We start from the raw sequence: 13,634 nt of genomic DNA, 5'->3' as shown, positions 1-13,634 counted from the left end.
TCTTTCCATTACATTAAATGATATGGCTGCATGTCTACTGTAATAAGCAAATCCTCTTTACGCATTTCTTCAGTAAATTGCTCAAGGATTTTATTTATATAATGACGTAACTGAGGCTCATTTCTATATTTTACCATGCATTGATATCGATATCTATCTTTTATACGGGGTATCGCTGACGGCGTGGGGCCGAGAATCACCGTATCATTCTTAACTCTTTTCAGGAGCATTTGGACAATTTTTTGTGTTGTCTGTGCTGCCTTTACTTTATTTTGATGTGAGATGGTAAGTAGTGCTAAAAAAACATATGGCGGGTATTGAAAAGTTTTTCTTACACCCATTTCTTTTTTATAAAATTCCTTAAAATCATAGATGCTAGCAAGTTCAATACTATAATGATCCGGTGTGTACGTTTGGACAATGACTTCACCGGTTAATTCATGCCTGCCTGCCCGGCCGCTTACTTGTGTCAATAATTGGAATGTCTTCTCAGAAGAACGAAAATCCGGCAAATGTAACATGGAGTCAGCTGTTAATACCCCAACTAAGGAAACATTTTCAAAATCCAACCCTTTTGCGATCATTTGGGTTCCAAGTAATATATCTGCTTCTTTGTTTATAAATTGACGCAAGATTTTTTCATGGGAGCCTTTTCTGCGTGTTGTATCGACGTCCATTCGAATAACACTGGCTTCAGGAATGACTTGTGTTAACGCTTCTTCCACTTTCTGTGTTCCTGTACCAAAATATCGAATTAAATCACTACTGCACTCCGGACAATTCATGGGCATTGGCTCCTCGTAGGAACAATAATGACATTTAAGCTGATTGGTATTTTTATGATAAGTAAGTGCGATATCGCAATGTGGGCATTCTTTAACATGTCCACATTCCCGGCACATCACAAATGTCGAATATCCCCTTCTATTTAGTAGTAAAACAATTTGTTCTCCTTTTTGGATACGCTGTTCGATTCTTTCTTTTAAACGCCGGGAAAACATCGTTCGATTACCCGCATGAAGTTCTGAACGCATATCAACAATTTCAACTTCGGGCATGGCCTTTTCATTTGTTCGTTTACTTAAGGTTACTAACTTATAGACCCCTTTTTGCGCGCGAGCAAATGACTCCAATGTAGGGGTAGCACTCCCTAATATGACAGGACATTGATGGGTCCCGGCCCGGCGGATGGCAACATCTCTTGCATGATAACGCGGCTGATCTTCCTGCTTATAGCTCGTTTCATGTTCCTCATCAATAATAATAATACCAATATTTTCAAATGGTGCATAAATGGCCGATCTTGCCCCGACAACAACCTGTACTTCTTTCCGCTGAATACGTCGCCATTCATCGTATTTTTCCCCGGCGGATAATGCACTATGCATCACAGCAACATTGGAACCAAATCTTCCCTTAAATCGGCTAACCATTTGGGGTGTTAGTGAAATCTCCGGTACTAGGACAATGGCTTCCTTTCCTTTATTAATCACATCCTGGATTGCCTGTAAATATATTTCCGTCTTTCCACTACCTGTTACCCCATGCAGGAGAAACACATTATGCTCGCCTCTTGCTATATTTTCCTGAATTGGTTCAATAGCTTGTCGCTGTTCTTCAGTCAGCTCCAAGGCTTGGGTTCTTGTAATGTTCGCATCGTCATATGGATTACGATATATTTCAGCTTGATATGACTCTAAGAGTGATCTATCCAGCAAAGCCTTTACAGTACTGTTTGTAGTATTCATCTTTTTGAGCAAAAGGCTTTTTTCGATAGCTTCCGGATTATCAATAAAAAATGTTAATATTTGCTGTTGCTTTTTGGCTTTGTTGGATAAATCCTGTATAGCTTCTTCTAATAAGTAAGCCTCACGTGCAGGCTTAATCATAGTTACCTGTTTTTTTGTTATTTTTGATTTGACAAGATACTCAATAGAAATGTCGCCATCTTGCATTGCTTTTTGTACTTGATTATAACGAATGGTAGATGCTTCCAGTTCTTCGTAGGCAATTACATCCCGCCCTGCAAAAAGACTCTCCAAATCTTTTGGTAATGCCCACCGAGTCAGCCTTGTGATTTCTTTTTTATATTGTGCCTTTAATACCTGGGGCAACATCGCTTGTAGTGACGTGATATAAAGACTTAGCGTTTGATTTGCTATCCAGCGCCCCAGATCCAATAGTTCTGGCGTCAATGCAGGTATTAAATCCAGTACGTCTGTGATTTCCTTTAATTTATCAAACGACGACTCGGAAACTTTTCCAACAACAAAGCCCATTACTTTTCTGGGGCCGAATGGAACAACGACACGCATTCCTATGTTAAGTATATCCTGAAATTTTTCCGGGATGAGATAGTCGAATGCCTGGTTAATGGAACTAGCAGGAACATCGACAATAACTTTGGCTATATTCACTGTGCTTCATCCTTCATATCTTGATCGATAAAGGTTAAGATTTCTTCAGCAATTTCCTGCTTACTAGCCAACGCTATTTCTTCCTTCCTTTGATGCTTATTCACGTAAGTTACAATATTTGTATCCCCGCCAAAGCCAGCTCCCTCTGTGGAAACATTGTTAATGACAATTCCATCCAGATTCTTTTTCTTTAATTTTTGCAAGCCATATTCCAAGGGTGTTGATGTTTCAGCTGCAAAACCTACTAAATACTGATCGGTCTTTATTCCTCCAAGTGACTGAAGGATATCTTTGGTTCGTTCCATTTCGATATGCAAATCATCCTCCTGCTTTTTCATTTTTTCATGAGCAATGAGCTTTGGACGATAATCTGCAACCGCTGCAGCTTTAATGACGATGTCGCTTTCAGGAAAGTGCTCATGCATTGCATCATACATTTCTTCAGCAGTTGTAACATCCACCCGTTTTATCGTATTCTGTGAAGCTTCTATCTCGGTTGGTCCGGCTACAAGCGTTACATCCGCTCCACGTTTAGCAGCCGCTTCAGCCAAAGCAAATCCCATTTTTCCTGAAGATCTATTTGTAAAAAATCGGACAGGATCTATTTGTTCACGTGTAGGACCTGCTGAGATTAATACTCTTTTATCTTTAAGGGTCAAATCGATGGACTGGTGATTTTTAATAACACTTATAATCTCCTCCGGTTCTTCCAATCGCCCTTTACCTACATAGCCACATGCTAGATAACCGTCTCCTGGTTCGATAAAATGATATCCCCACTCCTCTAGTTGTTTCATATTACTGATCACAGCGGGATGGGCATACATATGTACATTCATTGCTGGTGCAACATATACATCAGCACTTGTAGCTAATAATGTCGTTGAAAGCATATCATCAGCAATTCCATTTGCTATTTTCCCGATAATATTTGCTGTTGCCGGAGCAATTATCGCAATATCTGCCCAATCTGCAACATCAATATGAGCAATTTTAGATGGATCTTTTTCATCGAATGTATCTACATAAACGGCATTTCTGGATATAGCCTGAAACGTCAATGGGGAAACAAATTCAGTGGAGCTAGGTGTCATCATCACGCGTACATTTGCCCCTTGTTGGGTTAATTTACTCGTTAATGCAACAGCCTTATATACTGCAATTCCACCAGATACTCCTAAAAGGACATTTTTACCTGCTACCATTTATAATACCCCTTTCAAATCAATCGTCTCCCTTATTTATAACATAAATTTTGCAGAGCGTCCTTCATTAGAAATTAAAAAACCCTCGCAATTAGAAGAGCGAGGGGATTTGTTTATTCATCTTCCTTAACGGTTAGTTTTTCAGCGATGATTTCTTCAAGTGCTATGCCAACATACTTACTTGACTTCGGGTTCTCGATTAATGATGAATCCGTGTGACTTATTTGTCTTGCACGTCTCGCTGCTAACGTTACGAGGGTGTATTTCGAATTAATCTTTTCCTGCAATGCATCAATTGAGGGTTCTAACATCATGATATCTCATCCTCCAAAATTTTTTTGTACTGCCTTGCGATACGTTCCCTTTTTAAGTGTTCACTCTGAATAATCGATTGAATCTTTCCTACAGCATGATCCACTTGATCATTCACAACTACATAATCATAGGCGTCCATTAATTTAATTTCATTTCTTGCTTCTTTCAGGCGATTACGTACTAATTCTGTTGATTCCGTGCCACGATAAACGATTCGATTCTTTAACTCCTCCAGGCTAGGAGGAAACAGAAAAATAAATACGCCTTCCGGAAAGTTTTCTTTAACCTGCAGGGCTCCCTGAACTTCTATTTCCAGAAACACGTCATGCCCGCTTGCCAGCGTTTCTTCTACATATGCTCGTGGAGTACCATAATAATTATTAACATATTGTGCATATTCTAAAAGCTGGTTCTGTTCGACCAAACTTTCAAATTCCTGTTTGGTTTTATAGAAATAATCAACACCATCCGTTTCGCCAGCCCTAATATCCCTTGTCGTCATAGATATGGAATATTTCAAATCAGTCTTATATTTAAACAGCTCTTTCCTTACTGTTCCTTTCCCGACACCGGATGGTCCGGAAAGAACAAATAAAATTCCTTTTTCATCAATCAAAACGTTTCCTCCTAAGAGACGAGTGATTTATTCGTCTGAATCCTCTTCATGGCTTAATACGCGCTGTCCAACAGTCTCAGGCTGTACAGCAGATAAGACGACGTGATCACTGTCTGTTACGATGACTGCACGTGTACGTCTCCCATATGTTGCATCAACTAATTTATTATTATCTCTAGCTATTGTAACAATTCGTTTAATTGGCGCTGATTCCGGCGAAACAATCGATATCACTCGATTCGCAGACACAACATTGCCAAATCCAATATTAATTAATCGTAAACTCAAATTTGCTCCCCCTTAACAACCTAAACCTAAATTTCATTCTATCATACATATCTAACACAGGCTATTCAATATTTTGTAGTTGTTCTTTCATTTTCTCGATTTCTCTCTTTAATGATACCGTATATGCACTAATTTCAGTATCTGTAGATTTGGAACCAATTGTATTAGCTTCCCGATGCATTTCTTGTGTAATAAAGTCCAATGTTCTCCCAATTGGTTCTGCAGTATTTAGTGTTCCCCTGAAATGCTCAATATGAGCTAAGAGGCGTACAACCTCTTCTGTTATGTCACCTTTCTCTGCAAGAAGTACAATTTCCTGATATACTCTTGCCTGATCAACTGTATTATCGTCTAAATGATCTCTGATGCGTTTTTGAATTCGCTCTCTGTATTCCTCCATTACCCGAATGCGGTTTGTTTGTAATAACGAGACGATATTATAAATTGTATTTAATCTTTCTTCCAAATCGTTACTTAAAAACACACCTTCTTCTTGTCTCATGACCCGAACTTGTTCACATGCCTCTTTTGTACATGTCAAGATAGCGTCTTTTAATCCATCCGGATACTCCTCTGCTTCCCGGATTGTAATTAACTCCGGAATTGCAGCCAAGATCTCAGCAGGAATATCCCCTATTAAATGATAACGGCTTTTCGCCTTACCTAACTGATCCATGTATTGATCCATTAGATCCCAGTCTGTTTTCACTGTTTTTTTAACGAAGCTTTCCCCTTCAATACTGATATACACTTCTATTCTTCCACGCCCGAAATAAGATTGTATTATTTTTTTTATTTTATCCTCTAAAAATAAAAAGAAACGAGGGATTTTTGCAGTAAAATCCAGATAGCGATGATTCACACTGCGGATTTCAACCGTTAACATAGTATTTTCTAAATGGGAAGTACTAGTTCCATATCCGGTCATACTCATTGCCATAATTACCACATCCATTACAATTATTATAACGTTGATTCATAAAAAATGAAAACCCGAATTGTGATTTTTTATCACAATCCGGGTATACATTATTATTTTTTTGTATAACCAAATAGAACAGTAGGTATCGCACTTAATACGAGAATAAACAACCAATCTCTTAAGCTTAAAAATGTTGTATGGAAAATTGGTTGCAGCGGCTCCCAGTAAATGACAACAAGTAATAACAATAGGGAAGATAACACTGCTAGCACCAAGTAAATATTTCCAAAAGGATTTCTGGAGAATACCGAATTCTCGCTACGACAATCAAACACATGAATCAACTGGGCCATTACCAATGTTGTAAAAGCTACCGTTTGCCCGTAAATCAGGTTATCCGGATTGTTCTGATATGTCAGCATGAAAGCAATTAATGTTACGAGACCGATCATAATACCCCGGCTAATGATTTTATAGCCCAGGCCTCGGGAAAAAATTCCTTCCCGAGGATTTCTTGGCCCTCGTTTCATCACATCCCCTTCCGATTTATCCATTCCTAACGCCATTGCCGGAAGTCCATCTGTTACTAAATTAACCCAGAGTATTTGTACAGGTACAAGTGGAAGAGGGAGTGCCAACAGCATTGCAAATAACATAACCAATATTTCACCAACATTTGATGCTAATAAATACCTGATAAATTTCCGTATATTTTCATAAATATTTCGCCCTTCTTGAATCGCCGATTTAATTGTTGCAAAATTATCATCCATCAGGACTAAGGAGGAAGCTTCTTTTGTTACATCTGTACCGCTCATTCCCATGCTAATACCAATATCACTAGCTTTGATCGCCGGCGCATCATTTACCCCATCCCCTGTCATTGCAACAATATGTCCTTTTTCTTGGAATGCTTTAACAATTTTCAATTTATGTTCCGGTGTAACTCTGGCAAATACAAAAGTATCATCAATGACATCTTCAAGTTCAGAGACGGATAGCTGATTTAATTGATGTCCTTCCAATACCCGACCATGTTCTGGGAGCAAATTAAGTTTTTGGGCAATGGCACTGGCTGTTTTTACGTGGTCCCCTGTAATCATTACTGTTTTTATTCCAGCTTGTCTACATTCTTCAATTGCTGATTTCACTTCTTTTCTTGGTGGGTCAATCATTCCATACAAGCCGATAAATGTTAGATCATCTTCAATGAACGCTGTATTTAGTGACTCATCCTTAGAAATAGGCTTCATCCCAATTGCTATTGTTCGTAGAGCTTTTTCAGCCATCTGATCTACAGCCTGGTCGATATTGCTTTTGGCTGTCTTGTTTAAAACCTTTCTCCCGCTTTCATCCAAATAGAATGCGGATCTTGGAAGCAAGACATCAGGTGCCCCTTTTGTTATTAAAAAACGCATATTATTTTCATCTTCTACAATGACACTCATTCGCTTTCTGTCTGAATCGAAGGGTATCTCTTTAACGATACGGTACTTCTCACTAAGCGACAAGTTCAAGTCCATTTTTCTGGCAGCTATTAAAAGTGCGCCATCTGTTGGGTCCCCGTCTATTTTGTATTTTCCTTTTTTTACTTGTAATGTGGCGTTATTACAAAGCGTTCCATATTGGAGCATTGCCTCCAAATTAGGAAAATTATTATCAATTTTATTCTTTTCTAAAAAATAATCTCCTTGTATATCATAGCCATCACCAGTTACATATATATGCCTGCCATTTAAATAGACTTCCTTTACCGTCATTTGATTTTCTGTCATGGTTCCTGTTTTATCTGAGGCAATAACTGAAGCCGAACCTAGTGTTTCCACCGCAGATAATTTTCGTACAATCGCATGCTTCTTAATCATGCGCTGCACGCCTAGTGACAAGGCTACTGTAACGATTGCCGGCAAGCCCTCCGGAATAGCAGCAACTGCTAAGGAAACACCAGCTAAAAACATGTTATAAACTGGATGTCCTTGGACTACCCCAACTCCAACAACTAATGCTGTTAACACAAGAGCGACAACAATTAAAATTTTCCCAAGTTCAGCTAGCTTATTTTCTAGTGGTGTGCTCATTTTCTTCGTGCTAACCATTAAGGAAGCAATCTGGCCCATTACTGTATTCATACCGGTTCCGACAACGATGCCGACGCCAAATCCCCTCGTGACCAGTGTACCCATAAATCCCATGTTAACTTGATCCTGTGCTTCAAGGCTGTTGCTATCAATAGCAGTAGCATGCTTCACAACAGGAAGTGATTCGCCGGTCAGTGCTGATTCCTCTGTTTCCATACTATTTGACTTTACAATTCGAATGTCTGCTGGGACGCGATCACCACTGTTAATTTTTACGACATCCCCTACAACAACATCCCTAGAGTTCACTTTTTCCCAATTTTCATTTCGCAAGACATTTGCCATGGGTGCCGATAATTCTTTTAATTTATCAAGGGATTTCTCAGCCTTTTGCTCCTGAAAATAGCCTATACACCCGTTTACCAGCACGATTACCATAATAGCAATTGCATCAATATATTCGCCAAGTAAACCAGCTATTAATGTCGCTGCAAGTAATACCAATACCATAAAATCTTGAAATTGTTTTAAAAAGAGTAACCACCTGGGTGTGTTTTTCTGCCCCTCTAAGATATTCGCCCCATATTGCTTACGTCGTTGTTCAACTTGCTTAGAGGTGAGTCCTCTATTCGACGTTACATGTAACTTCTGTTCAACACGATCTACATCTAATTGATACCATCTCATACTGCATTCCTCCAAATTCGTTACAACATGCAATGCTTAACCTGAATTAATTACAACCTACTAATGGATATTTATGCAGACCTGTCCCAAAAAATGCTATAATTACCTAAGAGGTGATCGTATGCCATTTGACGGTATTGTTACACGAGCAGTAACAGAAGAATTAAAAGAAGAAATCATTCCAGGAAAAATCACGAAAATTTATCAGCCTACAAATACAGAACTTGTTTTCACCATTCGGAGCAACGGGAAAAATCAGACATTGTTATTTTCCATCCATCCGACATATGCGCGTCTTCATATAACAGACGACACGTATACCAATCCAAAAGAACCACCAATGTTTTGTATGATTCTTAGGAAACATCTATCTGGTGCAGTCATAGAAGAAATCCAGCAATATGGAATGGAGCGCATTATAACTTTTTCCATTAAAACCAGAAATGAAATTGGAGATATTAACCACAAAACCCTTATTATGGAATTAATGGGAAAACATAGTAATGTTATGTTAGTTGATAAGGAAAAAGGCCATATTATAGATAGCTTGAAGCATGTTTCCATGGCACAAAACCGCCATCGAATCATTCAACCAGGACAAAAATATAAGCTTCCTCCCATGCAAGATAAGGTGAATCCATTAAATATCAATGGGGAACAATTTATGAAACGACTTGATTTCAATGCGGGTAAACTGGATACACAAATCGTTCATGAGTTAGTAGGTTTCTCACCGGTTATTGCCAGAGAAATTATCAGTCGTGCAAACTTAGGAGCCAGAAATAAATACATGGAGAAATTCGTGGAGATTCAAGAAAAAATACAAAACAATAGTTACACTCCTGCTATCTACCGGAATAAAAAAGAAGACTTTCACGTACTTCCCCTAACGTCCTTTGAAGGTGAGAAGGAAAGCTTTACATCAACGAATAAGATGCTCGATGCATTTTATTCAGGAAAAGCGGAACGAGATCGCGTCAAGCAACAGGCAAAAGATTTATATCGATTTATAAAAAATGAAAAAGATAAAAATAATCGAAAAATGAAAAAGCATAGACAAACGATTAAAAAGGCAAAAAGCGCAGAGCGTTATCAAAAACTGGGAGAACTGTTAACTGCACACATGCATTTGGTAGCACAAGGTGATGAAAGCATCTCAGTGACGGACTATTACGACCCAGAGCAAAACGAAATAGCAATAGAGTTAAATCCAACGAAAACACCGAGTGAAAATGCACAATCCTATTTTAAAACATACCAAAAACTAAAAAAATCGAAACAAGTAATTGAAAAAGAAATGATTAAAACAAATAAGGAAATTGATTATCTGGAGCAACTCCTGCAGCAAATTGATGTTGCCAGTGTTGCAGATATAGAAGAAATTCGTGATGAACTACGTGAAGAAGGTTATTTAAAGAAACAAACAAAGCATAAGAAGCATAAGAATAAACCGAAAAAACCGGTACCGGAAGAATACTTGGCAACAGACGGAACCGTAATTCTTGTCGGCAAAAATAATAAACAAAATGAGTATGTAACGAGTAAGCTGGCAAACAGAGATGATATTTGGCTTCATACGAAGAATATACCAGGCTCACATGTCATTATCCGTTCCAGCAATCCCAGTGAGGATACGCTTACTGAGGCAGCACAAATAGCAGCCTATTTCAGTAAATCTCAAAACTCTTCCTCCGTACCTGTAGATTATACGAAAATACGCAATGTGAAAAAACCAAATGGGACAAAACCTGGATATGTAACATATGAAAATCAGAAAACGCTGTTTGTCACACCACATCAAAAGACGATTGAAGCGTTAAAGAAAAAGTAATCGTGACTTAAGAATAACGAAGGCGCCCCGCTATTTCGGGACGCCTTTATTAGCTTAAACAGCTTTTGGATTTAATTTCACTTCGACATTGCCTCTTGTTGCTTTAGAATATGGGCAAACCTGATGTGCAGATTCCGCTAACTCTTCTGCTTCTTCAGGGCTTGCGCCTTCTATATTAATATTGAGTGTAACGCCTATTTTATTTCCGCCATCTGCCTCATCTTTCATAAAACTTACTTCTGCGTTTGTTTCAGACTTAATTTCTTTCTTTTTCTGTTTTGCTACTAAATTCAATGCACCGTCATAGCAAGCTGCATATCCAGCCGCAAAAAGCTGTTCCGGGTTAGATCCTTTATCATCTTTATTACTAGCGGGATTCACAAGATTTAGATCGATTAACCCATCATCTGACTTCACGTGGCCATCTCTACCATTTTTTGCTGTTGCACTTGATGTAAATATTACTTCACTCATTAGTAACACTCCTTTTAACTACGTATATTTATATATTCCTCAATAGGGGATGTATTAAACATCTAAAGGAATGTTTTTTTAGTTAATGCATGTATAAACCGATCAACCTGAGGCAATTTCCGAGCGCCCTCCTGGTAACAAACCCATGTATCTCTTGTCATTTGTTTCCCGTTAAGCTTCAGTGAAATATGCGGATATTCTTCTTTCATAGAGTCTGAAACACTTTCAGGTAATACCGCCATCCCCAGCCCTTGTTTCATAAATTGCTTACATGTTTCAATCTGATCAACTGTAATGGTTTTCACCGGCTTAATTTCATCCTGATGATGGTATAGCCAATTATCCACAAGCTCGTGCAGGCTATCGTCACTGCTAAACGAAATTAAGGGGCGCTCTTTCATTTTATTTGTCGGGAAAGGTTCTGTATCAAAAATATATAACGGATCATCAAATAAACGTTTACACGTACTTTCTTTCAATTTTTCACCTCGAATAATACACGCATGATAGTTTTTATGATTACGTTTAATGTCTTCACTAATTCCTGTTACAAGGTCAATAGCTACTTTCGGAAAGGCATTATTGAACTCACCGAGAATTGCCGGTAAAAAACGTTGGCTAATAAGAGATGAACAAGCAATTGATAAGGTCCCCTGAACTTCATCACTTGACGCTGCAAGCTTATTTTTAATTGTCTTTTCCTGTTCAATAACGGAGACGGCGTGGTTAATGATCATTTCTCCACCGGGTGTTAACACTAATCGTTTTGGTGTACGAATAAAAATGATTTGTCCAAAGTATTCTTCAATATATTTGAGTCGTTGAGTTACCGCAGGCTGTGAAATCAATATGTCTTTGGCCGTGCCACGAATGGTTCCTATCTCATTTAATTTTATTAATAATGCATAATCATCGATCTTCATTTAATTCTTCTCCTCGGTTGATAATTTATGTTTATCACTTTTGATTATAAACTAATATTATACTTATTTCACTGGCGAGCATATGATAAAGATAAATGGAAAGAGGTGGCTTAATGAAGGAAAAAGAATATGTTCAACATGTATTTTCAAAAAATAAAGATGCCTATGTTACAAGTAGTACCCATTCTACCGGCAGTGACCTACCTTTAATAACGAAGTGGTTGAAGCCACAACCCAACATGACTATTATTGATATAGCGACAGGTGGAGGTCATGTGGCAAAACAACTTTCACCCTATGTAGACAGCGTAATTGCCACTGATATAACCAGGGAAATGTTAGAGAATACAGCTTTGCATTTAACTTCTTTTACAAATATAGACTATGTAGTTGCAGATGCAGAAGACTTACCATTTCTGGATAATGCCTTTGATATTGCCACATGTCGAATTGCAGCACATCATTTTCCTAATCCTGAAAAATTTATCAGTGAAGTGCACCGGGTTCTAAAGCCTAATGGTGATTTTTTGTTAATAGATAATGTTGCTTCTGAGAAACCGGAATATGATGTCTTCTATAATAGCTTAGAAAAAATGCGTGATTACAGCCATGTCCGCTCTTTGAAAATTTCTGAGTGGAAACAGCTTATCAGTCAAAATAATTTATCCATTGTGGATCAACAGCTAAGGAAAAAAACATTACCATATGAAGCGTGGATAAACAGGACAATGGATACAAAAGAATCCATGGATCAAGTAAGCAGTTTTATAATAAATGCACCTGAGGAATTACAACATTATTATCAAATAGAGATCGCTGATGAAATGATTCAATCTTTTACAATTGATGAATGGATAGTTCTATGTAAAAAGAAATGATCCCTATTATTGGATCATTTCTTTTTTAAAGCCTATCACAATCCAGCCGGGGACAGAGAACCTGTCACCATACGTTCCATTAAACTTCTAATCCCGCTATTCCAAAGCCCCCAGGTCCAGCGTGCGTGGAAATCATCGCACCAGCTTGAATCCATGTTACATTTTCGAATCCATTTTCTTTAGCGATTTCATCCATCCGCTGCTTGATACTTGCATCTAGTCCTATTGAATATTGAAAGTAAAGTTGCTCTCTATCAATGTTATATTGATTTAAATAATCTTGCATAAGGTTTTCTGTGACAATACTCATTTTGCCACGATATTTTTTAGTTGAAACAAGTTTTCCCTCAACTAACTCAATGCGTGGTTTTAATTTTAATAAAGCCCCTCCGAGATAAGCGACATTGCTTACTCGTCCACCTGCTTTTAAAAATTCTAAACTGCCGGGGACAAAAGCCAGCCTTGATTTAGGAATGATTGCTTCAATTTTTTCTATTAAACGAACAGGTTCAATCGCAGGTTCTTTCTCTAACAAGTTAACAGCATACATAACAATAGCAGCTAATCCACCTGTTACGTTCAAAGCATCAATGAGAAAGAGATCCTCAAAATTCTCTGAGGCGATCACCGCATTTTGGAAAGAAGAAGATGCCTTTGACGTATAGCCAATGTGAACAATGATACAATCAGGGAAATCCTCTCTTATCTTCGTAAAAAAATCATGGTATTCATTGGAATTAGTGGATGTAGTGGAAGGTATTTTCTTTGTTCGCTCATAATAGTCAAAAATATCCTCTACGGGTAACGCGCCATCTAAATAATCCCGTCCATCCATGATGACATGCATCGCAACCACTTGAACACCATGTTTAGTCGCCAAATCCTCAGGTAAATCTGCTCCACTTTCTGTCGATAAAATAATTCTTCTCATAAAAGATCCCCCTTTATAATAACAAAGCCTTTGCTGTTCGTGCTGTATTATATGTTCAACTTTAACTAT

Annotated in this window: 12 protein-coding genes; 2 read left to right on the top strand and 10 right to left on the bottom strand. The window is 38.1% G+C overall.

Annotated features, from left to right (window positions below; translation table 11 throughout):
• Window positions 1-8: 8 nt before the first annotated feature.
• From priA to KFZ58_RS08560, 7 genes are all read right to left on the bottom strand, one after another.
• Window positions 9-2,417, bottom strand: a complete 2,409-nt coding sequence (gene priA, locus KFZ58_RS08590) for a primosomal protein N' (protein ID WP_235794391.1) — start codon at window positions 2,415-2,417, stop codon at window positions 9-11.
• Window positions 2,414-3,622: a bifunctional phosphopantothenoylcysteine decarboxylase/phosphopantothenate--cysteine ligase CoaBC gene (gene coaBC / locus KFZ58_RS08585; protein WP_235794390.1), complete on the bottom strand. Its 1,209-nt coding sequence runs from the start codon at window positions 3,620-3,622 to the stop codon at window positions 2,414-2,416. Before coaBC ends, priA begins: the two co-directional genes overlap by 4 nt.
• A 113-nt stretch (window positions 3,623-3,735) precedes the next feature.
• Window positions 3,736-3,936, bottom strand: coding sequence for a DNA-directed RNA polymerase subunit omega (rpoZ, locus tag KFZ58_RS08580; protein ID WP_235794388.1), 201 nt, complete (start codon window positions 3,934-3,936; stop codon window positions 3,736-3,738).
• Window positions 3,933-4,553: a guanylate kinase gene (gene gmk, locus KFZ58_RS08575; protein ID WP_235794385.1), complete on the bottom strand. Its 621-nt coding sequence runs from the start codon at window positions 4,551-4,553 to the stop codon at window positions 3,933-3,935. The genes rpoZ and gmk overlap by 4 nt, the downstream gene beginning before the upstream one ends.
• A 27-nt stretch (window positions 4,554-4,580) precedes the next feature.
• Window positions 4,581-4,841: an extracellular matrix/biofilm regulator RemA gene (gene remA / locus KFZ58_RS08570; protein ID WP_235794384.1), complete on the bottom strand. Its 261-nt coding sequence runs from the start codon at window positions 4,839-4,841 to the stop codon at window positions 4,581-4,583.
• Window positions 4,842-4,902: 61 nt separating this feature from the next.
• On the bottom strand, window positions 4,903-5,781 hold the full coding sequence (locus KFZ58_RS08565) for a YicC/YloC family endoribonuclease (protein WP_235794383.1): 879 nt from the start codon (window positions 5,779-5,781) through the stop codon (window positions 4,903-4,905).
• 92 nt (window positions 5,782-5,873) lie between these two features.
• Window positions 5,874-8,528, bottom strand: a complete 2,655-nt coding sequence (locus tag KFZ58_RS08560) for a cation-translocating P-type ATPase (protein ID WP_235794382.1) — start codon at window positions 8,526-8,528, stop codon at window positions 5,874-5,876.
• A 121-nt stretch (window positions 8,529-8,649) separates the two neighbouring features.
• On the opposite strand from KFZ58_RS08560, the gene KFZ58_RS08555 reads away from it, so the two are divergent.
• Window positions 8,650-10,359, top strand: a complete 1,710-nt coding sequence (locus KFZ58_RS08555; protein WP_235794381.1) for an Rqc2 family fibronectin-binding protein — start codon at window positions 8,650-8,652, stop codon at window positions 10,357-10,359.
• A 54-nt stretch (window positions 10,360-10,413) separates the two neighbouring features.
• Here KFZ58_RS08555 and KFZ58_RS08550 read toward each other — a convergent pair whose 3' ends face one another.
• Window positions 10,414-10,833, bottom strand: a complete 420-nt coding sequence (locus KFZ58_RS08550; RefSeq protein ID WP_235794378.1) for an organic hydroperoxide resistance protein — start codon at window positions 10,831-10,833, stop codon at window positions 10,414-10,416.
• Window positions 10,834-10,895: 62 nt separating this feature from the next.
• Complete coding sequence (locus tag KFZ58_RS08545; protein ID WP_235794377.1) at window positions 10,896-11,756, bottom strand: LysR family transcriptional regulator; 861 nt, start codon at window positions 11,754-11,756, stop codon at window positions 10,896-10,898.
• Window positions 11,757-11,869: 113 nt separating this feature from the next.
• Here KFZ58_RS08545 and KFZ58_RS08540 point away from each other — a divergent pair, with 113 nt between their 5' ends.
• Window positions 11,870-12,634 carry a class I SAM-dependent methyltransferase gene (locus tag KFZ58_RS08540; RefSeq protein WP_235794376.1) on the top strand — a complete coding sequence of 255 codons (765 nt, stop codon included), beginning with the start codon at window positions 11,870-11,872 and terminating at the stop codon, window positions 12,632-12,634.
• A 79-nt stretch (window positions 12,635-12,713) separates the two neighbouring features.
• Here the strand turns inward: KFZ58_RS08540 and KFZ58_RS08535 are convergent, their stop codons facing one another.
• A complete protein-coding gene (locus tag KFZ58_RS08535) occupies window positions 12,714-13,565 on the bottom strand; it encodes a DegV family protein (protein ID WP_235794375.1) in 852 nt (283 codons plus the stop codon).
• Window positions 13,566-13,634 lie beyond the last annotated feature (69 nt).

Origin of the sequence: Virgibacillus sp. NKC19-16, assembly GCF_021560035.1 — a bacterium.
Lineage (GTDB): Bacteria > Bacillota > Bacilli > Bacillales > Amphibacillaceae > Virgibacillus_L > Virgibacillus_L salidurans.
This window is presented reverse-complemented; position numbering and strand designations above follow the sequence as displayed.